Origin of the sequence: Paenirhizobium naphthalenivorans, from assembly GCF_007992095.1 — a bacterium.
Taxonomy (GTDB): Bacteria; Pseudomonadota; Alphaproteobacteria; order Rhizobiales; family Rhizobiaceae; genus Allorhizobium; species Allorhizobium naphthalenivorans.
The window spans coordinates 263,799-289,701 of sequence record NZ_BJZP01000002.1 but is presented as its reverse complement, the minus strand read 5'-3'; the positions used below and the strand labels follow the sequence as shown (position 1 = coordinate 289,701).

The 25,903-nt window shown below is 59.9% G+C and carries 28 protein-coding genes; 4 read left to right on the top strand and 24 right to left on the bottom strand.

What is annotated here, in order from left to right:
• Positions 1-490 precede the first annotated feature (490 nt).
• The 17 genes from RNA01_RS03295 to RNA01_RS03215 all read right to left on the bottom strand — a co-directional run bounded on the left by RNA01_RS03295 (position 491) and on the right by RNA01_RS03215 (position 17,141).
• Positions 491-1,483 (bottom strand): DUF4747 family protein, encoded by a 993-nt coding sequence (locus RNA01_RS03295; RefSeq protein WP_147178526.1) that lies wholly within the window; start codon positions 1,481-1,483, stop codon positions 491-493.
• 99 nt (positions 1,484-1,582) lie between these two features.
• Positions 1,583-2,056 carry a Cys-tRNA(Pro) deacylase gene (gene ybaK, locus RNA01_RS03290; RefSeq protein ID WP_147178525.1) on the bottom strand — a complete coding sequence of 158 codons (474 nt, stop codon included), beginning with the start codon at positions 2,054-2,056 and terminating at the stop codon, positions 1,583-1,585.
• Positions 2,057-2,060: 4 nt separating this feature from the next.
• Positions 2,061-2,411: an ArsC family reductase gene (locus RNA01_RS03285; protein ID WP_147178524.1), complete on the bottom strand. Its 351-nt coding sequence runs from the start codon at positions 2,409-2,411 to the stop codon at positions 2,061-2,063.
• Between the two features lie 130 nt (positions 2,412-2,541).
• Positions 2,542-3,489 carry a GGDEF domain-containing protein gene (locus RNA01_RS03280; RefSeq protein ID WP_147178523.1) on the bottom strand — a complete coding sequence of 316 codons (948 nt, stop codon included), beginning with the start codon at positions 3,487-3,489 and terminating at the stop codon, positions 2,542-2,544.
• Between the two features lie 309 nt (positions 3,490-3,798).
• Positions 3,799-5,361: a glutamine-hydrolyzing GMP synthase gene (gene guaA / locus RNA01_RS03275; protein ID WP_147178522.1), complete on the bottom strand. Its 1,563-nt coding sequence runs from the start codon at positions 5,359-5,361 to the stop codon at positions 3,799-3,801.
• Between the two features lie 79 nt (positions 5,362-5,440).
• Entirely contained in the window at positions 5,441-6,079 is a 639-nt protein-coding gene (locus RNA01_RS03270; protein ID WP_147178521.1) for a 5'-methylthioadenosine/S-adenosylhomocysteine nucleosidase, read from the bottom strand.
• A complete protein-coding gene (locus RNA01_RS03265) occupies positions 6,076-6,525 on the bottom strand; it encodes a PaaI family thioesterase (RefSeq protein ID WP_147178520.1) in 450 nt (149 codons plus the stop codon). Before RNA01_RS03265 ends, RNA01_RS03270 begins: the two co-directional genes overlap by 4 nt.
• A gap of 86 nt (positions 6,526-6,611) precedes the next feature.
• Positions 6,612-7,064 (bottom strand): TspO/MBR family protein, encoded by a 453-nt coding sequence (locus tag RNA01_RS03260; protein ID WP_147178519.1) that lies wholly within the window; start codon positions 7,062-7,064, stop codon positions 6,612-6,614.
• Positions 7,065-7,106: 42 nt separating this feature from the next.
• Complete coding sequence (locus RNA01_RS03255; protein WP_147178518.1) at positions 7,107-8,189, bottom strand: DUF1513 domain-containing protein; 1,083 nt, start codon at positions 8,187-8,189, stop codon at positions 7,107-7,109.
• A gap of 1 nt (position 8,190) precedes the next feature.
• The gene (locus RNA01_RS03250) at positions 8,191-9,294 is read right to left on the bottom strand and encodes an imelysin family protein (RefSeq protein ID WP_147178517.1); all 1,104 of its coding nucleotides are present in this window, start codon (positions 9,292-9,294) and stop codon (positions 8,191-8,193) included.
• The gene (locus RNA01_RS03245; RefSeq protein ID WP_147178516.1) at positions 9,291-10,823 is read right to left on the bottom strand and encodes a di-heme oxidoreductase family protein; all 1,533 of its coding nucleotides are present in this window, start codon (positions 10,821-10,823) and stop codon (positions 9,291-9,293) included. Before RNA01_RS03245 ends, RNA01_RS03250 begins: the two co-directional genes overlap by 4 nt.
• Positions 10,824-10,870: 47 nt before the next feature.
• The gene (locus RNA01_RS03240) at positions 10,871-12,148 is read right to left on the bottom strand and encodes an imelysin family protein (RefSeq protein ID WP_147178515.1); all 1,278 of its coding nucleotides are present in this window, start codon (positions 12,146-12,148) and stop codon (positions 10,871-10,873) included.
• Positions 12,149-12,288: 140 nt separating this feature from the next.
• Complete coding sequence (locus tag RNA01_RS03235) at positions 12,289-13,578, bottom strand: RsmB/NOP family class I SAM-dependent RNA methyltransferase (protein ID WP_147178514.1); 1,290 nt, start codon at positions 13,576-13,578, stop codon at positions 12,289-12,291.
• Positions 13,579-13,677: 99 nt separating this feature from the next.
• Complete coding sequence (locus tag RNA01_RS03230) at positions 13,678-14,040, bottom strand: septal ring lytic transglycosylase RlpA family protein (protein WP_147178513.1); 363 nt, start codon at positions 14,038-14,040, stop codon at positions 13,678-13,680.
• A gap of 352 nt (positions 14,041-14,392) precedes the next feature.
• The gene (locus RNA01_RS03225) at positions 14,393-15,277 is read right to left on the bottom strand and encodes an SDR family oxidoreductase (protein ID WP_147178512.1); all 885 of its coding nucleotides are present in this window, start codon (positions 15,275-15,277) and stop codon (positions 14,393-14,395) included.
• Between the two features lie 4 nt (positions 15,278-15,281).
• Complete coding sequence (gene queG, locus RNA01_RS03220; RefSeq protein ID WP_147178511.1) at positions 15,282-16,436, bottom strand: tRNA epoxyqueuosine(34) reductase QueG; 1,155 nt, start codon at positions 16,434-16,436, stop codon at positions 15,282-15,284.
• 12 nt (positions 16,437-16,448) lie between these two features.
• On the bottom strand, positions 16,449-17,141 hold the full coding sequence (locus RNA01_RS03215) for a glutathione S-transferase family protein (RefSeq protein WP_147178510.1): 693 nt from the start codon (positions 17,139-17,141) through the stop codon (positions 16,449-16,451).
• 151 nt (positions 17,142-17,292) lie between these two features.
• Between RNA01_RS03215 and RNA01_RS03210 the strand changes: the two genes are divergently transcribed.
• Positions 17,293-18,105, top strand: a complete 813-nt coding sequence (locus tag RNA01_RS03210) for an undecaprenyl-diphosphate phosphatase (protein ID WP_147178509.1) — start codon at positions 17,293-17,295, stop codon at positions 18,103-18,105.
• A gap of 65 nt (positions 18,106-18,170) precedes the next feature.
• Here the strand turns inward: RNA01_RS03210 and RNA01_RS23610 are convergent, their stop codons facing one another.
• The 3 genes from RNA01_RS23610 to RNA01_RS03200 all read right to left on the bottom strand — a co-directional run bounded on the left by RNA01_RS23610 (position 18,171) and on the right by RNA01_RS03200 (position 19,906).
• Positions 18,171-18,329, bottom strand: coding sequence for a hypothetical protein (locus RNA01_RS23610; RefSeq protein WP_170253337.1), 159 nt, complete (start codon positions 18,327-18,329; stop codon positions 18,171-18,173).
• Positions 18,330-18,520: 191 nt separating this feature from the next.
• Positions 18,521-19,501, bottom strand: coding sequence for a complex I NDUFA9 subunit family protein (locus RNA01_RS03205; RefSeq protein ID WP_147178508.1), 981 nt, complete (start codon positions 19,499-19,501; stop codon positions 18,521-18,523).
• Positions 19,502-19,618: 117 nt separating this feature from the next.
• A complete protein-coding gene (locus RNA01_RS03200) occupies positions 19,619-19,906 on the bottom strand; it encodes a DUF1330 domain-containing protein (RefSeq protein WP_147178507.1) in 288 nt (95 codons plus the stop codon).
• Positions 19,907-20,023: 117 nt separating this feature from the next.
• On the opposite strand from RNA01_RS03200, the gene RNA01_RS03195 reads away from it, so the two are divergent.
• The gene (locus tag RNA01_RS03195) at positions 20,024-21,115 is read left to right on the top strand and encodes a right-handed parallel beta-helix repeat-containing protein (RefSeq protein WP_147178506.1); all 1,092 of its coding nucleotides are present in this window, start codon (positions 20,024-20,026) and stop codon (positions 21,113-21,115) included.
• Positions 21,116-21,140: 25 nt separating this feature from the next.
• On the opposite strand, the gene pyrF is transcribed toward RNA01_RS03195, so the two are convergent.
• The 4 genes from pyrF to dnaN all read right to left on the bottom strand — a co-directional run bounded on the left by pyrF (position 21,141) and on the right by dnaN (position 24,275).
• Entirely contained in the window at positions 21,141-21,833 is a 693-nt protein-coding gene (pyrF, locus tag RNA01_RS03190; protein ID WP_147178505.1) for an orotidine-5'-phosphate decarboxylase, read from the bottom strand.
• A complete protein-coding gene (locus tag RNA01_RS03185) occupies positions 21,830-22,420 on the bottom strand; it encodes a histidine phosphatase family protein (RefSeq protein ID WP_147178504.1) in 591 nt (196 codons plus the stop codon). The genes pyrF and RNA01_RS03185 overlap by 4 nt, the downstream gene beginning before the upstream one ends.
• A gap of 18 nt (positions 22,421-22,438) precedes the next feature.
• The gene (pmtA, locus tag RNA01_RS03180; protein WP_147178503.1) at positions 22,439-23,032 is read right to left on the bottom strand and encodes a phospholipid N-methyltransferase PmtA; all 594 of its coding nucleotides are present in this window, start codon (positions 23,030-23,032) and stop codon (positions 22,439-22,441) included.
• A gap of 124 nt (positions 23,033-23,156) precedes the next feature.
• A complete protein-coding gene (gene dnaN, locus RNA01_RS03175) occupies positions 23,157-24,275 on the bottom strand; it encodes a DNA polymerase III subunit beta (protein ID WP_147178502.1) in 1,119 nt (372 codons plus the stop codon).
• Between the two features lie 281 nt (positions 24,276-24,556).
• Between dnaN and rsmI the strand changes: the two genes are divergently transcribed.
• Both rsmI and RNA01_RS03165 read left to right on the top strand, forming a co-directional pair.
• Positions 24,557-25,435: a 16S rRNA (cytidine(1402)-2'-O)-methyltransferase gene (rsmI, locus tag RNA01_RS03170; protein WP_371864044.1), complete on the top strand. Its 879-nt coding sequence runs from the start codon at positions 24,557-24,559 to the stop codon at positions 25,433-25,435.
• Complete coding sequence (locus RNA01_RS03165; RefSeq protein ID WP_147178500.1) at positions 25,432-25,800, top strand: YraN family protein; 369 nt, start codon at positions 25,432-25,434, stop codon at positions 25,798-25,800. Before rsmI ends, RNA01_RS03165 begins: the two co-directional genes overlap by 4 nt.
• The last annotated feature ends 103 nt before the right edge of the window (positions 25,801-25,903 follow it).

Here is a 25,903-nt window from a genome sequence, read left to right as displayed (position 1 = left end):
CACGAAAAAATAATCGTCATCGATAAATGAGAACAGTTTCAAAGCAATAAATGGTGAGTTTTCGGATGTGAAAAATATCAATAATAAGAAAAATAAGAGCGATGATATGTAGTAAAAGAAAACATACATAAAATTATACATTATAAATTGAATGTTAGAGAATTTATTATTTTTCCTGTAGCGGGATAAACACAGCATTTTTAAGGTTTCTGGACTTATGATGGTGGCAAAAATTGAGAATCCTGTTACTAGGAAGCCTAGTATGGAAGTTATAAAGCTGAAAGATATGCTTGTGAATTGGCTGCTGGCTTTGGCAACGCTCGCCTCACTCATTGCTGAGGGTTGTAACCACGCAACGGCGAAAAGAATTAAAGATGCTAAATTGAAAGTTGCTATGGCGAAATTTCTATTAAATCGGGATGACGCAATTTTGGAACTCTTTGAGAAAAGATCACTAAAATTCTCGTCGGAAAAAAGTTCGCTGTCCCACCTATCTGGCATCAAGAAATCTCCTAATAAAATCGGTAGTTTTCTTGTTTTCGGTAGGCTTTCTTATTGTGCCTTGTTGCTGAAGATTTCTGAGGGAGCTTAGTAGTTGGCTTGCAAGAGATAGAGGTTCAGTTTGCGGGTTTGAAAGCTCCACTTGAATCTGCATGTTGTCGTTGTTGCCATGTATGCTATTTCCGTCTTTGTCTGTTCCATGCAACACAATCTCCTGATTGTCGCCGGCGCCTGCATCGACAATCGCCTCTACTGACCGATCTATATCCAGCCCATCAGGGTTTGATGCGACTACCTTTGCATTGCTTGATTTCATGCTCTCCAGAACTGATCTGAGATCTTCGAAAATTTCTCCAGCTCTTAGGTCGTCGTTTGGGCGTATTAGCCTGAATTCTACCTTCTTTAGAACAGCATATTGGCTAGCAAACTGCCTTATGTTGCTGGAGCTAATAATCGGCAGTATTTCTAGATAGGGTATACCAAACTCCGCAATAAGAGCCTTCTTTGTTTTCTTCTCTCCCTTTTCTATCGACTGCTTGTGCGTAAAGTCTATGAATTCTCTATGTTTTTCGCGCAGAAATCGATAAATTGTTAGCTTGAAGCGATCTATGTCTGGCGCGTTGTTTGTCTCTCCGAAATATACTAGGCGATGATCATTTATTATTAACAAGAAAAATGCTGAGGGAGACGATTCAAGCGTAGCCTCGTCTGGGATAAGGCCAAGTATGTCGTCGTATACCTGCTCTCGTTTGAGGACTGTCGTCTGAATAAATCTGCCTGCTATTGCTAGGGTCTTTTCGCTGCCTTCGTCAAAGGTAAGAAGTTGGACTTCATGAAACTGGTAGCGTGTTTCACCGTATTTGCGGACGAGTTTGGGGTCGGTGAAGGCCGGGATAACGACCGATTCGAAGCCATCGGCGAGAACTTTATCACTCCCAAAATGCAGGATAAAATTCGTGAATATGGCCGTATGCTTCTTCATTATGATCTCCCTTGTTCCAGATCACAAGATCACGGATAATCCGCGCAGGGAAGTGCCGGTAGTGTAGTGGCAAATAAAATCCACTGTGGATTGAGCGGGTTATGCCACCAATGGTGCTGCAATAGCGCCGAGCGCTTGAAGCGCGCCATTGGGCGAAAGCCGCACCTGGAGCCCGCGCTGGCCACCGTTCATGTAAACCTGAGCCTCCGCCAGTGCCTCGATTTCGATCGCCGTTGGAACAAGCTTCTTCTGGCCGAACGGGCTAATCCCACCGACGACATAGCCGGTGAGCTTTTCCGCCGCCGCCGGCTTCATCATCGCCGCGTGTTTGCCTCCGAAGGCGGCGGCCAGTTTCTTCATGCTCACCTCCTTGTCCGATGGAACGACGACGCAGACCGGCTTGCCGTCGAGTTCGGCCATCAGCGTTTTCAGCACCCGGTGCGGTGCTTCGCCGATCGCTTCCGCCGCCTGCAGGCCGATGCGCTCGGCATTGGGGTCGTAGTCGTAGGTGTGTGTGGTGAAGGCCACGCCTGCCTTTTCGAGAAATTGCGTCGCACGCGTTGTCTTGGCCATGGCGTCAGGCCTTCAGTTCGGCGTCATAAATATCGGGCTTGAAGCCGATCAAAAGCTTGCCATGTGCTTCGAGCACCGGCCGCTTGATCATCGATGGCTGGGTGAGCATCAGGGCGATCGCCTTCTCCTTGTCGAGATCCGACTTGATCTCGTCCGGCAGCTTCTTGAAGGTCGTGCCGGCACGGTTGAGGACGGTCTCCCATCCCTTCTCTGCGCACCAGCGTTCGAGATGGGCGCGGTCGATCCCCGACGCCTTGTAGTCGTGGAAGTCGTAGGCCACACCATGCTCGTCTAGCCACTGGCGAGCCTTTTTCATCGTGTCGCAATTCTTGATGCCGTAGATCCTGGTGGCCATGGGACAGGTCCTCTTTGACGCAAAGTGGGGTAAGATGGGCTGGGTTACGCATGAACTGCAATAGCAAACGGTAGACATTGCGCAAGCACCGCAAGGCGGCTGCGAGTCGACAGATCCATCGCGCATCTGCTCAGTTGGCGATGGGTGGCTCGGCAGAATCGACGATGACCTGGTTACGTCCTCCGCGCTTGGCTGCGTAGAGTGCATGGTCGGCACGGCGGAGCAAAGCATCCAGGCTCTCCTCGGCGGTGCTCGCAGCGGCCACGCCGGCGCTGACGGTCAAGTGCAAGCGCACGCCGTCCGCAACCGCAAACTCCATGCTCTCGACATTCCTGCGTATCATCTCGGCAATGGCCGCACAGCGTTCGACGCTGGTCGTGGGCATCATCAGCACGAATTCCTCGCCGCCCCAGCGTGCGAGTAGATCGCCGCTATGAACGACCGACTTGAGGATGTTGGCGAACTCGCAGATCACCGTGTCACCCACCTCATGACCATGTCCGTCATTGATCGCCTTGAAACCGTCCAGGTCGAACAGCACAATTGAAGTGGGCTGTTGCTGGCCGCGGCAGCGGGCCAGTTCTTGGGTCGCGAGGTTGGCGAAGGCGCGACGGTTGGCGAGGCCGGAGAGCGGATCGGTATTGGCCAGCAGTTCCAGTTCGTGCTGATAGCCATGGCGTTCGGTCAGGTCGCGCAACACGGCGACAAAAATCGGCCCCGCATCGCTAGGGGTGCGCAGGATGGTCGCGCCGAGATTGATCTCGGTTCCGTCTGCGCGATGACCGATGATGAAGGATTTCCGACTGCCCATGTATTTCGCATCCTCCTCTCCCGCCATGAAGCCGGCGAGATGATGGCGGTGGATTTGGCGAAATCGCGGGGGCAGCAGCGCTTCTATCGGCTCGCCGATGAGGTTGGTTGCGCGCTGCCGGAACAGGATCTCCGCTGCATGATTGCAATAGAGAATCTTGCCGTTCGCATCGATTGCGACAATGCCGTCGTCCATCTCTGCAACGATCTTCTGATAGACCTCCGGTTCGAGGCGCGCTGGCCCTCCGTGAGGATGAACAGGAGCCATGAGGAAATCCCTTTCAAGTGCACAAAGTTATATTTCGTAATAGGTGCCAAGCGAACCACTTATTCCTTAAAAGAGTTTTGTCGGCTTTTCCGGCGCGCAGCCAATCTGCGGAATAGCAAATGAAGGGTGAGGGAGAGCCTCACGCGGCGGACCGTTGCCATGCCAGCTTGCGCCTTAGTCGCCTCTCGGCGCTGTTTTCGGTTGAAAACTGCCACGCAGAATTCCGCCTAATGGCTGCGATTGGCACCCTTTAACGCATTACGGCCGGTAACGATGTTACCGGCCGTAATAAGCTGCGAGAAGCTCAGATCATTCCCACTCAATCGTGCCGGGCGGCTTCGACGTCACGTCGTAGACGACACGATTGATGCCGCGGACTTCGTTGATGATGCGGGTGGCGGCTCGGCCGAGGAAGTCCATGTCGTAATGGTAGAAATCAGCGGTCATGCCGTCGACCGAGGTGACGGCACGGAGCGCACAGACGAATTCGTAGGTGCGCCCGTCGCCCATCACGCCCACGGTCTGGACCGGGAGCAGCACGGCGAAGGCCTGCCAGATCGCGTCGTAGAGCCCGGCCTTGCGGATCTCATCAAGGTAGATGGCGTCCGCTTCGCGTAGGATTTCGAGCTTTTCACGGGTGATGCCACCCGGGCACCGGATGGCAAGACCCGGACCGGGGAAGGGGTGACGGCCGATGAAGCTATCCGGCAGGCCCAGTTCCTTGCCGAGCACGCGGACCTCGTCTTTGAATAGCTCACGCAGCGGTTCGACCAGCTGCATGTTCATACGTTCCGGCAGGCCACCGACATTGTGATGCGACTTGATCGTGACTGAAGGACCACCGGTGAACGAAACGCTCTCGATCACGTCCGGGTAGAGTGTGCCCTGACCGAGGAAATCGGCGCCGCCAAGCTTTTTGGCCTCATCCTCGAAGGTCTCGATGAACAGGCGGCCGATGATCTTGCGCTTGGTTTCCGGATCGGAGACCCCTTCCAGTTCGCCGACGAACTTGTCGACCGCGTCCACATGGATGAGATGCAGATTGTAGTGTTCCTTGAACATGGCGACGACGTCGGCCGCCTCGTTCTTGCGCATCAGGCCGTGGTCGACGAGGATGCAGGTCAACTGGTCGCCGACGGCTTCATGGATCAGCAGCGCTGCAACCGACGAGTCTACGCCGCCGGACAGCGCGCAGATGACGCGCTTGTTGCCGACTTGGTCGCGGATCTGCTGGACGGCCTTGGCGCGATAGGCCGACATCGTCCAGTCGCCCGTGATGCCGGCGATATGGTGGACGAAGTTCTGGATCAGCTTGGCGCCGTCCGGCGTGTGCACCACTTCTGGATGGAACTGAACGGCGTAATATTTGCGCTTCTCGTCGGCGATGAAGGCAAACGGCGCGTTGGACGAGGTGGCGACGACCTTGAAGCCCGGCGGGATTGCGGTGACACGATCACCATGCGACATCCATACCTGATGGCGGGAACCGGCGGACCACAGGCCCTCGAACAGCGGGCATTCCTTGTCGATCTCCAGGAAGGCGCGGCCGAATTCGCGATGGTGGCCGCTTTCGACCTTGCCGCCCAGTTGGGCGCACATCGTTTGCTGGCCATAGCATATGCCGAAGATCGGCAGGCCACTGTCGAAGATGACCTGCGGCGCGCGCGGGCTATTTTCATCAAGCGTCGAAGCCGGGCTGCCCGACAGAATGATCGCCTTGGGCTTCAGACGGTGAAAGCCGTCTTCGGCGGACTGGAAAGGGACGATCTCGCAGTAGACGCCTGCTTCGCGCACACGGCGTGCGATCAGCTGCGTTACCTGGCTGCCGAAATCGATGATAAGAACGCTGTCGGGATGTGCTGTCTGGGTCATGGCGAGCCTTTAATGAAAACTGCGGCTTCTTTCAATCGGAGAATTGTGCCGATTGTCCGCAAAACAGGCCCTTTCGGGCCTAGAACCAGAAGACGCCGTCTTCGAGCGCCTCAAACAGTGTGTCGACGGTGAGCGCCAGCTTGCGGTCGACGACATGGAGATATTCCTTCCAGTCGTCGACATGCTTCAGTTCCTGCTTGCCATCGGAAATGCCCCGTAATCCAATCAGCGGTAAGCTGAATGCGTGGCAGGCTCGCAATACGGCGAAGGTTTCCATGTCGACCATGTCCGCGTCGATCGCCTTATAACTGGCACCCGACACGATATTGGCACCGGTCGAGAGGCTGGCGATTGGTACGCCGGGAATGCGCAAGGGCAGTTCCAGCGCGGCCGGCAGGTCGAGAAAGGGAGTGCGCCCCTTTTCGAAGCCAAGCGGCGAGGCGTCCATGTCGCGATAGGAAACGGATGAGGCCTGGTAGATTTCCGTTTGTTCCAGCCGTGCGGAGCCGGCTGAGCCGAGCGAGACGACGAGGTCCGGTCGCTGTCCCTCGGCGTCCAGATGGGCGAGCGTACGGGTGAGGGCCACAGCCGCCTCGACCGGGCCAATGCCGGTCATCAGGGGGGTAATGCGCGAGCGCAGAAAGGGGCCATATTCGGCCTCGGCCGCCATGACGAAGAGGATGGACTTGCTCGATACCGATTTGAGCTCGAAGGTCATCCGGAAATTCCTTCCCTGCCGCGAACGGCCATCATCGTACTGGTCATCGATGCTATGAGCTTGGCCGGGCCGTCGCTCAGCGCATAGGCACGTCCATCGGCGACAATGATGGTTGAGCCGGGTTTGGTGATCTCGCCGCGAAACAGGAAGCGTTCGCCCTTGCCGGGCGACAGAAGGTTGACTTTGAACTCGATCGTCAGCAGCGAGACGTCAGACTCGATCATCGTATAGGCGCTGTAGGTGCAGGCGGTCTCAAGCGTGGTGGAAATCAGGCCGGCGTGCAGGATGCCGTGCTGCTGGGTCAGCTTCTCGCTGAAGGGCAGTTCAATCTCTACGACACCCTGGCTGATCCGTGTAAGCTCGGCGCCGAGCGTGCGCATGGCACCTTGCCGGGCAAAACTCAGCCTTATCCGATCGTCGATCGTGTCGCTGTTGATTTCACTCATGGATCACCCCTTCTCGCGGTTGCGAAACTGGCATGCTCCATGCGCTTCGGCAAGCGGCCCGAACTGGGATTCGGGCACATACCGCGTTAGTTCATCAGGAAAATCGAGGCGTTGAGCAACGTCGCGAAGCTGACCCAGGCGAGATAGGGAGTGAAAAGCAGTCGTGCGGGGCGATCGATCGGACCGGCCTTCCAAAGGAAACCGAGAATGGTCACGAGCAGGCCGACGATCACGAGAAGGGCGAGGCCCGGTGCTTCAAGGCCGAAGAATACAGATGACCAGAGCGCGTTGAGGGCGATTTGGGCAAACCAGATCTGCATGGCGGCGGAAGCCGGCGCCTTGAGCCAGACCCGTGCGCCAGCGATCCCGATCATCACGTAGAGCAATGTCCAGACCGGCGCGAAAACCCACGGCGGCGGATTGAAGAATGGTTTCTCAAGTGACTGATACCAAGTGCTGGGCATGTTGGACACGCCGGACAGGATGCCGAGGATGACGACGCCGGCGATGAAGACGGAATAGATGACGACTTTGCGCATGCTATAGAGATAGCGCGCCAGCCTCCGAGGCCAAGGGTGGCTCTATGAAATCCTGACGATATGCTGGTCCCAGGCGACCGGGCTTCGTGTCCCCTTGAAATGCCCGTCATAGGATGAAACGGCAAAGCCCGATGGGGCGGGCGCTATGCCGGCGGCGTCGGCGACCCGGGCCGTTGAAACGACCGCGCCGCTGCGGCCGTCGAGGGTGACGGCGAGTCCGCCCTTCGGCGAGGTGATGCCGATCGTTCCGCTGCTGCGGTTGACGGCGATCGCGCCGACATAATTGGCAAGCCCGGTGGTGACTTCATCGGGCAAGGCGGCAAAGGACAGGGCCTCCCCTCTGGCGAAATAGCCGATCAGCGGAGGCGTGTCGTTGCGCGGGCCTTCATACTGGCAGGCAAACCAGATCCGCCCGTCTTGACCGACGTCGAGATGGCGGGTTGACAGCCGGGAGAGTTCGCCGGGCAGAGCGTGCTTCTCGATCAAGGCACCGGTCTTTGCATCGGCGATCACCAGCGATGGCTCCATGTGGTCGAGGTTCAGTTTGGTGCGGCCGAAATCTGGATGGGTCTCGATGCCGCCGTTGGCGATGATCAGCAGACGGCCGTCGTCGCTCACCGTCATGTCATGGGTGCCGATGCCATACGCCTCGAATTCGCCGATCCGCCGGAAGCCGTCAAAGGCATCGTGGACGCCGATCATGCCGCGATTGGCGTCGAAATCGTTCTGGCTGGCATAGAGCAGGCGGCCGTCCGGTGAGAAATGGCCGTGGCCGAAGAAATGCCGGCCTTCCGGCGCGACGATCACGACAGGTTCGCTATGGTTGCGACTATCGAAAGCGACTGCGAAGGTTCCGGGACGCCTGGCGAAGGCAACCGTCATGCCGGTCGCGGGGCAGTGGCAGAGCCCGTGGATGCGGCCGGGCAGATCCACTCGGTCGATGAAGGTGCCGTCCTCGGCAATCAGGGCGACGCCAAATCGGCCGTCCGGGTCGCGAAAGCCAGCGGCATAAACCGCATCGCTGCGCTGCAGGGCAAAGAGGGCGCGCGGCGAAAGCGGGGCAAGAAAGGCGGCACCGGCGGCTTTCATGAAGGCTCGCCTGTCGATCAGCGCGCTTCTGACCATCTTAGTCGCCGTCGGAGAAGGAGAAGCCTGCGGTAAGGCCTATCGCGCCGCCATAGTCATTGCTGAGGCGCAGGATCAGGTCCTTGCTGTTCAAGAGCAGGAAGTCGAGCTTCTCTCGTTCGATCGGGTCGGAGACAGCGGTCTCGATGTCGGGGTTGATATCGCCGGCAACGCGGATGAGCGACTTTGCGACAAAATCGAGCGAGGAGACGATCGAGCGCGAATCCTCGTTCACGAGCTTATCCATGCCCGACACCTTGAGCAGTGAGCGCAGGCCCTCGACATTGCCTTGGATCGAGGTCCAGGTCTGGCCGGAACGCCAGTAGATCGCCTGCTTGGGGAAGGTGTTGTTTTCTTCACCCTTGTAGAAGTTCTCGATCCGTTGGTCGCGGATCGCCTCTGCGCCATGCACCAGAATGCCGAGCAGTTCGGTCACCGCTTCGCGGCCATCCCGGAAGACTACGTTGCCAGGACCGGGATGCTTCCAGGCATTCTGGATGCCATCCGGGCGGTCCCATTCGGTGGAGAGTTCGCCGCCGAGCCGAACCAGGTTGCCGGCGATCGCCGCGCCGTAGCGGCAGCGGAAGCTATCCTTTTCGGCAAGGAGCCCGTCAGAGCCGGTACCGAAGAGCACGAACTCCAGCGCGCCTAGGCCTTGCATGGCTACGCTTTTGTCCTTCAACGTTTCGACGGCTGTGGCGCTTTCGTCTGGCTTGGCCAGGATAGCCTGCACCTGCTTGAGGCCCGTGCTCTTGCGGTCCGGATAGAAGAGGATCCGTTCGAAGCGGTTGTTCTCGATGATTGGCCCGACCCGAACGATCTCAATGGTCGACCAGGCCCTGACCGTACTGTCAAAGCCGGCCCGCGCCTTGTCGAGTTCTACCGCGGACGGAGCGACACAAAGCGCGCGCATGTCGGTTTCAAGCGCTGCCGCTTCGTCGCGGAAATGGCTGTACCCCGGGCGGATGAAGCCGTCGACTGCCTTTTCCAGCACGGCTGGTATTGCGTCGGTGTGGAGAGCCGGCGGCGCCAGTGTGGCATCCTGCGCCACCGCCACTGCGGTCAGGCTGAAGGCGGTGACGATGCCGAGAATAACAGACTTCATAGGGACTCCAGAAAGGCTATCAGCGCCTTACGATCATCGGATACAAGCGCGGCAAAGCTATCGCGGGCGGTCTGTGCTTCTCCACCGTGCCACAGGATTGCCTCGGTAAGGCTTCTAGCGCGACCGTCATGCAGGAAGAAGGTGTGCCCGTTCACCTCCTTGGTGAGACCAATACCCCAGAGCGGCGCTGTGCGCCACTCGCTTCCGGTCGCATCGCCAACCTGCTGGCCGTCGGCAAGACCCTCGCCCATATCGTGCAGCAGGAAGTCGGAATAGGGCCAGATCAACTGGAACCGGTGCGCCGCGTTCTCGGCATTGCGGCTGGTCACGTATTTGGGTGTGTGACAGGCGACGCAGCCGGAGTTGTAGAATATGCTCTTACCCCTCAGCACCATCGCATTGTTGATGCCACGACGCGCCGGTGGCGCGAGGTTCTCGGAGTAGAAGGTCACGAGATCGAGAACCGGATCCGGCGCTTCGGTGTCGCCGAGACGCTTCTGCACACCGTTCGGCAAGGACAGGCATTTCCTCTGAGCCTGCGTGCAGTCGCCCCAATGGTGCGGCGCATCCGGGGTGGAAATGCCGATGTCGCCCTCGAAGGCGCCGGAATTCTGATCCCGCACGGAGGCGTTCTGTGCCTTCCAGCCGAAGCGGCCGAGCCTCAACTCACCGGTTCGATGATCGCGGGCGCGGGCCGCACGGCCGGAAATGCCGTTGCCGTCTCTATCATCTGGATCGGCTTTGGCGAGGATGTCTGCGTCGGCGATCGCCTGGATCAGCCCCATGCCGATCATTGGATTGGCGATGCGCGGCGACAGCGTCGTCTCCGGGTCGAGTGGACCATAGCCAAGATCGGCGATCTCGTATTTTGGCCTGCGCAGGGAGACGGTCTCGCCGCCCGCGAGCGTTACGGTTTCCTCGCTATAGGTGATGACCATCCGTCCCTCGGCGGCAAGCCCCGGGACGGCGAGATCCTGCAACTGGGCGCCATAGGTCGGGTCGGGAAAATTGACGACCTTGAGATCGGCGAGTGCCTCGCGCTCCTCCTCGGTGCGCGCCGGGCGGGCGAGCCGCAGAAACATCGAGGTCGAATCGGCCGACCCTTCGGGTGGATGGCCTCGACCGTCCTTCAGGTGACAGCTTTGGCAGGCGCGCGCGTTGAAAAGCGGCCCCAAGCCGTCCGAGGCCTGGGTCGAAGAGGGCGAGGACACCCACAGCTTTCGAAACAGCGCATTGCCGAGCTTGAACTCTTCCTCTTCGGAGAAAGTGATATTGGTGGAGAAATGCGAAAAGGCATCTCCATTGAACGGATGGGTGGAGGTGGTGGCGCCACCCTGCATCAGCTCAAATCGCTCCGGCTTGGAGAAATCCTGCGTTGGTGCGGTGACCCGTTCGACGCGCTTCAGATCTTTTGGGGTCAGATCCGTACGTCTTGCCGCATCATCGGCCCGCGCCGTGCAATGCGTCGCGAACGACAGGATGGTCGCGAGCAAAAGATGTCGGGTCCTGGAGGCGGTTATGCGGAGCATGGCATGAAAATCGGGCCACCGAAGCAATCCGGTGGCCCGCCTTTGTCTTATTGGAACACAGCGTTAGGATTATCCAGGCTGTCGGAACCTTCAAGCTCGACCGCACCTATGTCCAGTGAGGCAATGACGCGTTCGATGGTCTTGGTCTGGTCGATCAGTCCGTCGATGGCGGCCTGAATAGTAGCATTGCCTTCGGCATTGCCTTCGCCGATCATCTGGTCATAGGCCTCGACCGTCTCTGCGCGCTTGGCCATGGCGTTCATGGCGTCGAGCGTCGTGGTCAGCTTCGCCTTCATTTCGGTATCGAGTGCGACATCCTTGGCGGCGACCAGTTCGGAGAGCGACGGACCGGTCATCTTGGTGCCGTCGATGCGGGTGTATTCGCCGGTATAGGCCGACGCGATGCCGATGGCGTCGTTAAGGTGCGAGGCATGAGTGTTGTCGGAGAAGCAGTCCTGCTCTTCTTCCGGGTCATGCAGCAGGACGCCGAGCTTCATGCGCTCGCCAGCCAATTCGCCGTAGGAGAGCGAACCCATGCCAGTCAGAATGGCGGAAATGCCGGCCTTGGGATCTGCGGTTACGGTCTTCGTCGCTTCGCCTTCCGGTGCCCAAGCGGTGACCATTTGCTCAAGATCGGACACGAGCAGAGACGTGGCGGCCTTCAGGTAGGCCGCGCGGCGGTCGCAATTGCCGTTCGTGCAGCTCTTGGTGTCGAAATCCGTATAGGGACGGTTGCCGGCGCCTGGGCCGGTGCCGTTAAGATCCTGACCCCAAAGCAGGAACTCGATGGCATGATAGCCGGTCGCCACATTGGCTTCAATCTCGCCGGCTTCATGTAGCGTTTCGGAGAGGAATTCCGGCGTCAGATTGGTGGCGTCGACGTCCTTGCCGTTGATCTTGATTTTTGGGTTGGCAATGACATTGGCGACGAACAAGGCGTTGTCGTCGCTTTCCGTGCCATAGGAGGCGTCGACATAATCGATCAGGCCCTCGTCGAGCGGCCAGGAATTGACCTTGCCCTCCCAATCATCGACCACGGCATTGCCGAAACGATAGACTTCCGACTGCTGGTAGGGCACGCGGGCCTTGATCCAGGCCGCGCGGGCGGCCTTCAGCGTTTCATCGCTCGGGGCCGCGATCAGCGCGTCGACAGCGGCATCTAGGGCCTTCGCCGTGGTCAGAGAATCTTCGAACTTGGCCTCCGCCATCGCCGCATAATGGACGAGAACGGCCGCTTCGTCGGCAGCGGCTGCCGGGCTGGCCATGAAGCTTGCCGAGGCAATCAAGAGCGCGAACGAGGCGCCAAGAATGGATTTGCGGGACATGGTCTCTCCTTCGACGCCGGTGCGCCTTCTCCTTGAAACGAATGACCCTCTCTTGGCGCAAAATTAAACTGGTGTCAAATAGTCTACAATGATTTCGGCTTTCGACTTGTCCTCGGCCAAGTGCTGATGCCTGACGGCAATCAGCCCTTGCGACGCATGCGGCAGAAGAAGAATCCATCAGTGTCGGTGGAAGCTGGGCTGAGCGTCACAGTCAGGCCGTTCTGCGACAGTGGGCGAGGAGACGCCTTGCCGAATAGCTTGTCCCAGGTCTCGAGCGACGGAGCGATCGAGAATTCCGTATTGGCAGCGCAAAAAGCGGTGACCTGCGCATCGTTCTCCTCTGGAAGGAGGGAGCAGGTGACGTAAAACAGATCTCCACCTGGGCGCACATAGGCGGCCGCTTCGGTCAGCGCTTCCTGTTGCTGCACAACGCGTTCCTGTAGGTTGCGGTCAGTCAGCCGCCACTTGGTGTCCGGGCGCCTGCGCCAGGTACCGGTACCGGTGCAGGGGGCGTCAACCAGAACCCGGTCGACATGGCCTTTCAGCCCGTCGAGGCCACGCAGGCTGTCGTGTACCTGAACATTGCGCGTGCCAGCGCGCTTAAGCCTTTCGATAATCGGCGCGAGCCGCTTGCGGTCGGCGTCATAGGCGTGGACCTGGCCTTTGTTGTGCATCGCTGCCGCCAGGGCCAGAGTCTTGCCGCCGCCGCCGGCGCAGAAGTCCAGCACCTGATCGCCTTCACCGGCATCGACCAGATCGGAGACGATTTGCGACCCCTCATCCTGGACCTCGAACCAGCCCTTCTGAAAGCTGAGTTCGGCGGTGACGTTCGGCAGACGCGAAGCGCCTTCGCCAGCTGGCACCCGCATGCCGAAGCGGGCGATGTTTGCGGCTTGCACGCCGGTACGATCGAGCGCCTTCAGGACCTTGTCGCGATTGGCCTTGAGGGTGTTGACACGCAGGTCGAGCGTGGGCCGACCGGCGAGCGCTTTGGCTTCCACCAGCCAGTTTTCTCCGAAGGCGGCCTCGAAGGACGCCTGAACCCATTCCGGAATGTCACCCTGTACGTGAAGGGGAGCGTCTTCCAAACGGCGGCTGGCAAAGGCCGCCGATTGCTCCGCAGAAAGCGGCTTCGGGGCAAAATTGTCGCCGTCGAATTGCGACGCCAAGTCTGCCGCCGTGAAATTCCATTGGCGCAACAGCACGGCCCAGCCGAGCGCCGTAGCGCTATCGTCGTCCATGAGCCAGCCATGAGAGAGTTTCATCCTCAGCGCGTCATAGACGATATTGCCGATCGCGGCGCGATCGCCAGAGCCGGCGAAGCGGTGCGCGAGACCCCAGTCCTTCAGCGCGTCTGCCACGGGGCGACGACGTGCTTCGATGTCATCCAGTACTTCGATCGCACCGGCAAGTCGGCCGCCCAGACGCATGTTCCATTCTCCTGCATTTGAAGAGAGCGTGGTAGCTGCGAACCGATTGAAGAGCAAGCGCCTTGCCGACCACTCGTGTGCACGGTCGCCGGCTCGCGGTCAGCCGATGATCTCGTAACAGACTTTGCTGTGGCCAGAGCGGATCATGCCGATATTCTGGGCGGCGGCCTTGGAGAGGTCGAGAACGCGGCCGCGGATGAAGGGGCCGCGATCGTTTATCCGCACGATGACACTCTTGCCGTTCGTGGCATTGGTGACTTTCAGCTTGGTGCCGAAACTCAGCGACTTGTGGGCAGCGGTGAGAAGCGTCGGGTTCATGCGTTCACCGGAAGCTGTCTTGGAGTGGAGCGCATACCATGATGCGCCGCCGCATGAAGAGGCCGCATGGGCCGAGAGCGGCAAGAAAGCAGAGAGGGCAACAATAGTTGCAATGGTGAAGGTTGAGCGCCGTTTATTCGTCAATTTACATTTCCCTAGTCGTTGACCCGAGCCAAATTTTGCGTGGCGGCGCCAAAACGAGGGAAAAAATGGCAAAAACGTGCCCTTTGGCAATCACGGAATATTACGAGATGTAACATTTGTGATTCGGCGTGTGCGATTTACGTGTTTACGATTTGGTAAGAAAGCGCAAAAACAGTTTAATTTCAGGTGAAAAACAGAATTCCATTTCGGGTGAATCCCGGAATGGTGCAATCACGAAAAAAAACACGGAAAAATAATCCAAGCCGCCACATTTTTTGCCTGAAATGTGGAAATCCGGGGGCGGACGGCGGCGAGTCAAACCTCTGGAGATGTCGTTCTTACGTTAAAACGCTTAGGCGCCAGCTTTGTTCCAGCTGCCGTCCAGCCACAGATCGTTCAGCGACTGGCGATAGTTCTCGTGGCGGAAGGCAAAGCCCAGCGCTTGCAGGCGAGCGTTCGAAACTCGCTTGTTTTCGCCGTAGAAGGAGCGTGCCATCGGGGAGAGCTCGGCTGTCTCGAACGCCTGTTCCGGCGGCGGATCGATCCCCATCAGCCGCGCTGCTTCGCTCACCACGTCCTGGGGCGGGCTGGGCTCATTGTCGGTGACATTGAAGATGCCGGGCTCACACCTTTCGGCGAGGAAGACAGCGGCACGGGCAATGTCTTCGACACGAATGCGGTTGAACATCTGATCTTTCTTGACCAGACGCCGCGCGGTGCCATTGGCGAGATTGACGAAGGCGTTGCGGCCGGGGCCGTAAATGCCCGAGAGGCGCAGGATGGCGAGCGGCAGGCCGTTCTTTTCGGCGAGCGCCTGCCAGGCTTGTTCCGCCTTGACCCGCTCGACCGAACGCTCTGACACCGGCTTCGGCACCGTGTCTTCGTCCACCCAGGCGCCGGCATGATCACCATAGACGCCGACCGTGGAAAGATAGGCGACCCATTCGAGCTTCGGCATTAGTGTTTCAAGCCGCTCCCTGCCGAACAGGCGGATCAGCGGATCTCCGTCACGGCCCGGAGCGATCGATTGGACGAGATGGGTGACAGTCGCCAGCTCCGTGCGCAGCTCCAGCGTAAGTGTGCTGCCATCGAACACGAAGGGCACGATGCCGCAGTCGCCAAGGGCAGCCGTCTTCTCGAGGCTGCGCGTCGTGCCTGAGACGCGGTGAGCGGCGACACTGAGCAGGCGGCCGATCGCCTTGCCGGAATAGCCGGCACCGAAAATCATCACATGCATGGTCTCACTCCGATAGCATCCATTCCCGTCTTACCTCGGCATCAGTCTCGAGCGGAAGGCGCTCTCTGCTCAGCCGCTCGAATTCCGGGCCCGGCATGAGCCGCGACAGAGCCCAGACGGCCATGCCGCGAACCTCCGGTGCGGGATCATCGACGAGCGTCTGGCAGGCGGGGATCAGTTCGGGCAGGGCTGAATTCCCTGCCGCGATCAGGCAATTGCGAACGAAACGGTTGCGGCCGATGCGCTTGACCGGCGAACCGCTGAAGAAGGTGCGGAAGTGCGGGTCGTCCAGAGCAAGCAGGAAGCGAAGATCCGGTTCGATCAGATCGGCGCGGGCCTGAAGCTTCATCTCCCGCGCGGCTTGCGCGAACTTATTCCACGGGCAGACCGACAGGCAATCGTCACAGCCGTAAATCCTGTTGCCAAAGGCGGCGCGCAACGCCGGATCGATGCTGCCCTTGTGCTCAATGGTCAGATAGGAAATGCAGCGCCGCGCATCAATCTTGTAGGGTGCAGGGAAGGCATCGGTTGGGCAGGCGTCGAGACAGGCGCGGCACGAGCCGCAGTGGTCGATTTCTGGGGCGTCTCTATTGAGATCCGCGGTGGTGAACAGGCTGCCGAGGAAGAGCCAGGAGCCAAACTTTCGGCTGACCAGATTGGTATGTTTGCCTTGCCAGCCGAGTCCGGCCTCTGCGGCGAGCGGTTTTTCCATCACCGGGGCCGTGTCGACGAAAACCTTGACGTCGGCACCGGAACGCGCGGCAAAGCGCGTAGCGATTTCCTTCAGCCGCCCTTTCATCACGTCGTGGTAGTCGCGATTGCGAGCGTAGACCGAGATCGCTCCCTTGCCGGGCTCTTGCTGGAGGTGGCGCGGGTCGAGGTCGGGTCCATAGTTCATGCCGAACATGACGATGGAGCGTACCTCACTCCACAGAACGCGCGGATCGGCCCTGCGCTCGCGCGTCTCCGGCATCCAGTCCATGGTGCCGTGATAGCCTGCCGCGATATAGGAAGAGAGCCGCGCTGGTGCATCGGGAATGGAGTCGGGCGCTACGACGCGACAGAGCTCGAAGCCGAGAGCCTCGGCCTCCTTCTTGATGAAGGCCGTCAGTGATGCACGCTTCCTGTCGCTTGTGGAAATAGCCTGCGCTTCCGGCATGGCCCCGTTCCGTCAGAAGTCCAGATCCGCGTAATGAGAAACCGGTGTGAGGCCGCGCAGGCGCTCGGCCAGCAGCGGGCGGAAGGACGGACGCGACTTCAGTCGCTGATACCATTCCTTGGCGATGGGGTATTCCGACCAATCGATCTCGCCGAGATAGTCGAGAACAGAAATGGCCGCGGCGGCCGCGAGGTCCGCATAGCTGAGCCGGTCACCGGCGAGCCAGGGGCGCGAGCCGGACAGCCAGCTCAGATATTTCATGTGCTGGCGGATATTTCCACGGGCGGTACGCAGCACCTTCGAATCTGGCGCGCCGCCACCGAGGCCATTCGGGATCAGCAGTTTGTGAACGCGTTCGCGTACGAGTGGTTTGGTGACGTCCTGCTCCATCTTCTGTAGGAACCATTCCGTGAGACGGCGGATTTCGGCGCGTTGGAACGGATCTTCGGCCAGCAGCCGGCGGTCGCGCTTCAGGACGCCATGAGTCTCGTCAAGGAATTCGGAGATGACCGCCGGGCCGCACAGGACCCGCATATTGTCGTCGACATAGACAGGCAGTGTTCCGGCCGGATTGAGCGAAAGGAACTCTCGACGCTTTTCCCATGTCTGTTCTTCGATGAGGTCAACCTGGAAGCCATATTCGGAGAGGACCAGTCGGATGAACCGGGACGCGGTCGACATGGGGTGATGATACAATGTTGGCATTGTCACTCGGATTTTAATGACGCTTGGACACCGGCACGGGCGCGCGACTTGCGGCTGGTCATGACCACGGCTTCCAAGCTATAGGAGCTTGATTGACGTAATACAAGCAGATCGCACATCCTCCCGTCCCGCTTCCTCTCAAGGATTTTCCATGGAAGACCAGTCCATTCTAAGCGCGCTGTTCCTCGGCCTCATCGAAGGGCTTACGGAATTCATTCCTGTCTCCTCGACCGCCCACGTCTTGCTTGCGGGCCATTTTCTCGGCTTCAAATCGCCGGAAAACACCTTCGCCGTGCTGATCCAGCTCGGCGCCATTCTGGCGATCCTCAGCGTCTATTTCCGCAAGCTCTTTCTGCTGGCCATCGGTCTGCCGACAGATCCGGCAAGCCGCCACTTCGTTGCGGCGATCCTTCTGGCCTTCCTGCCGGCGGCGGTGGTCGGCGCGCTTGCCCATGATTTTATCAAGTCGGTGCTGTTCGAAGAGCCGATGATGATTTGCGTCATGCTGATCCTCGGCGGCTTTGTTCTGCTGTGGATCGATCGGCTGAAGCTCACGCCCAAATATACCGAAGTGACTGAGTATCCCCTGTCGCTCGCCTTCAAGATAGGTCTGTGCCAGTGCGTCGCGATGATCCCCGGTGTTTCACGTTCCGGCGCGACGATCGTCGGGGCTCTGCTGCTGGGCACTGATAAACGCTCGGCGGCAGAATTCTCTTTCTTTCTCGCCATGCCGACCATGGTCGGCGCCTTTGCGCTCGACCTCTACAAGAATCGGGATGCGCTGAGCTTTGATGATAGCGCGATCATCGCCATCGGCTTCGTCGCGGCTTTCCTTTCGGCGCTGCTGGTTGTCCGCAGCCTTCTCGACTTCGTCTCGAAGCGTGGCTACGCCCCCTTCGCTTGGTGGCGGATCGTTGTCGGTGTTCTCGGCCTCATCGGACTGATCCTCGGGATCGGTGGCTGAGACTTCTGCCTGAGATAAAAAAAGGCCGCCCTCGGGCGACCTTTTTTGTCTGGAAAGCAGTCTTTTTACTGCGTGATCGAAATCGAGGCAGTGCTGCAGGGATCCACGCCATAGGCGGGTGCGCAATTGCCCTTGCGCGCAGCAACGGTGGACGGAGCCAGGAACGAACCGGCGATGATGACCAGTGCCGCACATGCAAAGAACAGTGCGATAGACTTACCCATGAAGAGGTCCCTCGGTGTGATGGTTTGTTCGTCGCCAGCGACAATCCGCGGCGCCAGAAGTGATGGTTTCTTTACGCATTGGCAGCACGGTCATCAATAGGCGATCTTGCTGAATCCGCGGTTAACGCAAGGATTCCATCCCTGCGTCTTTTGTGCAACGCAGAGATGGTCGATCAGGTTCCACCTGAAGTTCAGGCGGCCTTGCCCGAGCCGGTATACTGACCGTGTGGCCGGTATTGGACGAGATAGGTCGGCAGGATCGGTTCGACGGAAGCCGGGCTGATCCCCATACCCTCGAGGGTGCGTCCCTCGGCCTTGGCGGCGTCCGACACGACATTGTCGGACTTCAAAAGCTTGACCTGATCGCTGGTCAGCGCCGGTTTGACGAAGGGGATAAGCGAGGCAAGGCTGCCAAGCAGTGAGGCGACGGCGAAGGGAAGCGAGATGAAGGCGCGCTTGCGGTCCACCACGGCAAGCATGGTTTCCATGCATTCGCGGAAGCTCATGACGTCGCGGCCGCCGAGTTCATAGATCTTGCCGCCGGCGAGCTTGCCGTCGACCGAACGGGCTACCGCCTCGGCGACATCCTCTACATGGACCGGCTGGAGCCGGGTCCTGCCACCGCCAACGAGCGGCAGGACGGGCAGCATCTTGGCCATGGCGGCGAACTTGTTGAAAAAACCGTCTTCCGGGCCGAAAATAATCGAAGGGCGCAGGATGACGGCATCCGGAACAATCGACTGGACGGAAGCCTCGGCGCGCCCCTTGGAGGCAGCATAGTCCGATTCCGACTTGGCGTCGGCACCGATAGCCGAAATATGGGTGAGCTTGGCGCCAACCGCACGGGCGGCTTCAGCGACGGCGCGGGCACCGAAATCCTGTACGGCGTCGAAACTATTGCGGCCGCTCTCGAACAGAATGCCAACGCAGTTGACGACATGGTCGGCGCCTTGCACCGCCTTGTCGACCGAACCGCGATAGCGCAGGTTTGCCTGGACGAAGGAGATCTGGCCGACATTGCCAAGCGGTTGAAGGAAGAAAGCGAGGTCGGGACGACGCACCGCGACGCGGATGCGGTAGCCGCGCTTGGCAAGCGCCCGCACGACATGACGCCCGACGAAGCCCGATCCCCCAAACACGGTGACGAGCGGCGGAAGGTTGGACAAGGTCATGATGGGCTCCTTGGAATAGGCATGCGCAGGATGCGCTGAAGATCTTGCTGTCTTTAGCCGAATCGGAAGGCGAGCGGAAGGGCTGTCGGTGCCGGCGGCCCCTCGAAAAGTTCTTAATCAGGCGCCTTCGACAACGACCATTTCCGCATCGGCCACTTCCTGGCGGATTCTCGCGGCGATCTGGTATTCCGGCGAGTTATAGCAATTGACGGCGGCCTGATGCGACGGGAATTCAATGACGACGTTGCGCGCGCGCGCCTTGCCTTCGAGTTCGGTGAACTCACCGCCGCGCGCAAGGAACTTGGCGCCATATTTCTCGAACGCGGGCTTTGCTGCCGCCACGTAATCCTTGTAGCGTTCACCGTCGCGAATATCGACACGTGCGATCCAGTAGCCCTTGGCCATGTTTTGCCCCATTCCTGTTGGTTATTGTGGTTTCATTTCGCAATTCGACGCCCCGGTCAAGCGTTTCACCTTACCGCAGTTCGGGGTGAGACGAGGCTGGTTAACAGGAATAGAGCGATGCGCAGATCTGCTGGAGATCGGAAGATTTTGTCGTGGAGACGCGTCTGGCTTGCCCTGGCGTTGATCGCCGGTGGGTCCGCCCTTTGGCCGGCTGGTGCGGCTGAAGCCAGGGCCTGCCCGGCATCGGTTTATAGTGAGTTGCGTAGTCCGGCCGGTGCCATGGCAGATCCGGTCGAGATCGTCTGCGACCTGACACTCGGGCCGAAAGACGTTGTCGCCCGCCCGATTGCCTTTTCTGGCGCCAAGGCCTCGGGCATCACCCTCGACTGCCGAGGCGGAACGCTCGGCACGTCCGATATGACGATCAGTTATCGACGTCCGACCGTCCTGATCCGCTCGCTCAAGGGCGACGGCGGCAGATGGAGCGCGCCGCGCAACATTACGGTGAAAAACTGCACGATCATCGGCAATCTGCGTCTCGTCGGCCTCGGCTTGAACGGCCAGGCGGAGCCGGTGCGCCTGTCGTCTCTGAAGCCCGGTCACACGGCCCGGGCGCAGGCCGCCGCACCGACGGCCATTGTCCTCGACAATCTCGTCTTCATCGCCCGTGGCACTCTGCCGCTCTATCTCGGGCCTGGCGTGACGAGAGTGACGGTCAACGGCTCGCGGTTTGAAGGCGACACGACGGCCACGGCGCTATATCTCGACGCCGAGAGCGCGGAGAACCGCATCACCGGCAATCGCTTTGCCGTGAAGACGACGCGGCGCGAGCAAATCGCGATCGACGGTTCGGCGGGTAATGTCATTTCCGGCAATGTCTTCGAGGGGGCGGTCAATGGCGGCATCTTCCTCTACCGCAATGCCGGCGAGGGCGGTACGATCCGTCACCAGTCGCCGCAGTACAATCGCATTGAGGGCAATCGTTTTCTCTACGACGCGTTGATCCGGCCGCGGCCAGCGATCTGGCTGAACCAGCGTAACGGCCGCACCACCCATCGCTTTAGTGCCCCGGACCTTCCTTTGGGCAGCGGCCTCGACCCGCGTGACTTCGCCAAGTTCAATGTCGTGCGCGATAATCGTATTCTCGGCGGCTGGAAGGGACTGATCCGCAATACCGATCCGACCAACGAGATCGTCGGAAACGACTGATCGCCTCTTGCCGGCGGTCGTTCCGTCAGAGAGCGGTGGCCATTTCCGCGAGGATCGCCAGTGCGGCGGCCTTTGGATCCGGAGCTTTGACGATCGGGCGGGCGACGACGAGGTGGCTGGAGCCGGCCTTCAGCGCGTCGGCGGGCGCCATCACCCGCTTCTGGTCACCCTTGTCGGCGCCGGCCGGGCGGATGCCGGGCGTAACCAGTGCCATATCCGGACCGATGATCTTGCGCACGGCGCTTGCTTCTTCTGCCGAACAGACAATGCCGCCCATGCCGGCAAGGCGCGCCTGTTCCGCACGCTTCAGCACGAGCGTGTGCGGATCATATTCATAGCCGGCATCGACCAGATCCTGCTCGTCCATTGAGGTGAGCACGGTGACGCCGAGCAGACAGAGACCGGAGCCCTCTGCCGCCTTGACAGCGGCCCGCATGGCTTTGGGATAGGCATGCAGTGTCAGCATCGACATGCCCATCTTGGCGATGTTCTCGACGCCGGAAGCGACGGTATTGTCGATATCCAAGAGCTTCATGTCGAGGAAGATCTTCTTGCCGCTCTGGGCAAGTTCGCGGGCGAACTCGAGCCCACCGGCAAAGGCCAGCTGATAGCCGATCTTGTAGTACAGGATGTCGTCTCCAAGTGTCGTGACGATGGTCTCGGCTTCCCGGACGGTCGGCACATCCAGGCCGACGATGAGGCGTTCGCGTGGCGTCATTGGTCCATCCCCTGCCAGTCTTCGATGGGGGTCCAGTCGCATGCGACGCGCAGATCTGCAAGAGAGAAGGCGAAGAGATTACCGCCGCCCGGCGCCTGATCATGGGCGCGGGCGATTGGACGGTTGTCGAGATGGCACTTGAGCAGGGTTCCCACCCCGCCATGGCCGATAAAGGCGATCGGGTTGCGCGGATTGTGTCCGATGAGGATCTTTTCGACGGCGGCAACGATGCGGGCCTGCGCATCCGCTGCCCGTTCCCAGCCGCGAAAGCTATCTTGCGGATGGGCGAAGAACCAGTCGGCGGCTTTTTCGAATTCGTCGGGCTTCAGGAAGCCGGTGGCCGACCGGTCGTTCTCATGCATTGCCTCCACGGTCTCGAAGCCGATGCCGGCAGCCCTGGCGAGGATTTCCGCGGTTTCGATCGCCTTTGTTTCTGCGCTTGAGACGATGCGCGCCAGTTGCTTCGCCCAGGGGCGTGCCGCGGCTAGTTCAGCGCGAGCGGCACCGATGTCTGACAGTCCCCATTGAGGAACGGGAACGGTCGGATCGATCCAGACCTGGGGGTGGGTGATATAGAGGCCGAACATCCCGGCTTGCTGCAGCCGTCAGCCGCGACGATAGATCCACAACTGCGCCGGAGGAATGTTGCGCATGACGAAGTCGAAATGCTGGATGTGATAGCTTTCCGGCTTGGCGATGATCGGTGAGACGGCGCCATAGGAAATCTGCATGACGGGGCGTCCCGGCGGCAGGCGGTCGAGCAGCGCTTCCAACATGCGGATGCGTTCTGACATCGGGAAGTTGAGCAAGGGGACAGCCGAGATGACCGAGTCGAACATCTGGTCGGCGCGGGGACCGAGCGTCTTCTGAAGATCGAAGGCGTCTCCGTGGATGAAGTTGACGCCTGGATAGGTTTGAACCAGATGGTCGTAGAAATCTTCGGAATACTCGATCGAAACGAGGTTTTCCGGCCTTACGCCGCACGCCAGGATCGCCTTGGTGATCACGCCCGTTCCGGGTCCGAGTTCCAGCACCGGCAGACTGGAGTGTGGATTGACGACGCTGGCCATCCTGCGTGCGGTGATAGAGGACGTCGGAGCGATGGCACCCACGGTCTTCGGCCCTTGCATCATGCCCTTGAAGAAGCGGATCTCCTCATCGAACTTCTTCTCGAACCGCTGCTTCAACCGTCGTACCATGGCTTAATCTCCACTCAAGACCTTAAAACGCGCTCATCCACGTCCGGCGCATGTTGCGCTGGATTGTCGCAAAAACAAGACAAAATGGCGCACAAGGAGAAATATCCCCCGAATGCGTCAGGAGTCACACGCGCATCGGCATCAGGACGTAGAGCGCGTCATCGCCGGCTGTGTCGCGGATCAGCGTCGGAGACCCGGCATCGGCCAGCAGAAAGATTGCGTCGTCGCCGGACAATTGTGCGGTGATGTCGAGCAGATATTTGGCGTTGAAGCCAATTTCCATCGGGTCGTTTTCATAGCCGACCGCGACCTCTTCCGTCGCACTGCCGGAATCCGGGTTGTTGACGGTCAGTGTCAGGTGCCCTTCGGCAAGCGCCAACTTGACGGCGCGGCCGCGCTCGGATGAAATGGTCGACACGCGATCGACAGCCCGGGCGAAGCTCTGGCAATCGACGCGCATCTCCTTGTCGTTCGCCTGGGGAATGACGCGCTGGTAGTCGGGGAAGGTGCCGTCGATCAGCTTGGAGGTCATGACGATCTCGCCGATGGTGAAGCGAATTTTGGCGTCCGACACTTCGATGGTGACAATAAGGTCGGGATTGTCGACCAACTTCTGCAATTCGCCAACGGTCTTGCGCGGGATGATGATGCCCGGCATGCCTTCCGAGCCGGCCGGCGCCTCGACGTCGGCGCGGGCCAGTCGGTGACCATCGGTCGCCACCGCGCGCAGCTTGAGCGCGCCGGCGCTCTCGATCGTGTGCAGAAAGATGCCGTTCAGATAATAGCGCGTCTCTTCGGTCGATATGGCGAACTGGGTGCGGTCGATCAGCATCTTCAGTTCGCTTGCCTTCAACTTGAAGGAATGCGTGAAATTGCCTGCGGTGAGATCGGGGAAATCGGCTTCCGAAAGGCACTGCAGCGAGAACTTCGAGCGCCCTGATGCGATTGTCATCGAGGCGCCGTCGGGCGTAGTGGCGAGTAGCACTTCCGAACCGTCCGGCAACTTGCGGACGATTTCATAGAGCAGATGCGCAGGGACGGTGGTCGCGCCGGCCTGTTCGACCATAGCTGGCGTCGCCTCGGTAATCTCGAGGTCAAGGTCGGTGGCCTTCATTGCCAGGCTCGCGCCTTCGGCTCGCAGCAACACGTTTGACAGGATCGGGATCGTGTTGCGACGTTCGACCACTCTGTGCACGTGGTTGAGCGACTTGAGAAGGTTGGACCGTTCGAGAGTAATACGCATGGACGCTTCCGCTTTCGACCTGTCGCGGCCCGGTATGCCGCGCCGCATTGTTCCTTGCCGGCCGTCGGCGGCCGGATGATGTGGGACGGGCAAAATGGCAGGAATTAAGCGCGAAAAGCAAGAGGTAGCTGTGATGTCGCGCACCAATTTGACGCCATGACTAACGAGGCGTCGGGAATGCCGCCCTTGCCCAACCGGAGGGGCTGGATGATAAGGAGGGAAGCAGGCGAGCACACAGGACGGACAGAGTGACGGAAGATGTAAAGCAAGGGACGGGACAGCTGCGGACCTATCGCATCAATGACGTGGTGATCACCGCGCGGCCGCAGGAGCCGGCGCTCTATCTGGTCGCTACCCCGATCGGCAATCTCGGCGACATTACGCTGCGGGCGCTGGAAACCCTGGCCGGTGCCGATGTGCTGGCCTGTGAGGATACGCGCGTGACCCGTGTGCTGCTGGACCGCTACGGTATCAAGAACCGGCCCTTCTCCTATCATGAGTATAATGCCAACGAGGCCGGGCCGAAGTTGATCGCCGCGCTCGAGGCGGGCAGATCCGTGGCACTTGTCTCTGATGCCGGGACCCCGCTCGTTTCCGATCCAGGCTATCGCTTGGGGCAGTTGGCGATCGAGGCCGGCCATCGTGTCGTGCCGATCCCTGGTGCCTCGGCGCCGCTCGCCGCCCTGGTCGGATCCGGTCTACCCAACGACGCCTTCCTTTTTGCCGGCTTCTTGCCGGTCAAGGACAAGGCGCGCCACGAGCGGCTGGCCGGGCTGATCGACGTGCCCGCCACGCTGATTTTCTTCGAGAGCCCGCACCGCATCGGCGACACCCTTCTTGCCGCCGCGCAGGAGCTTGGGGCCGAGCGCCACGCCTGCGTCTGTCGCGAACTGACCAAGACCTTCGAGGAATTCCGCCGGGGTACGCTTCAGGAGCTTGCTGACCACTATGCGGACAAGGCGGTCAAGGGCGAGGTCGTGCTGGTGATCGGACCACCGCTGGAAAAGCCGGCGCCCGAGTCCGGCGATGTCGACCGGATGCTCATCCAGTTTGCCGAGACCCTGCCGACCGCCAAGGCAGCGGCGGAAGTCGCGAAACTGACCGGCCAGCCGCGCAAGGAGCTTTATCAACGCCTGCTAGAGCTGAAAGGCGACGGATGAACAGGCTTGCCTCCCCACTAAAGAGAAAGCGGGCCGAACGTCGGGGGCGATGGTCGGAATGGGGCGCGGCATTCTTCCTTATGGCGAAGGGCTATCGTATCGTGGCCATACGTTACCGGGTGCGGGCCGGGGAGGTCGACATCATCGCGCGGCGCGGCGAACTCATCGCATTCGTGGAGGTCAAGGCCCGCCAGGATCTGATGGCGGCGATCGACGCTGTTACCTTCGCAAGCCAGAATCGCATCCGTGCCGCCGGCGATCATTGGCTTTCCCGCCAGCCCGACGCAGCAAGGCTGACGCTACGCTATGACATCGTTGCGGTGCGGCCCTGGACGCTGCCACGTCACTTTGAGGGCGCGTTTTAGGTTCGTTTTGATTTCGGTTTTCCGCAGACTGTAATCGAAATGACATAAAACATTCAATTCCGCGTCACAGATCGCGACTAATGCACTCCTCACCCCAATTCTG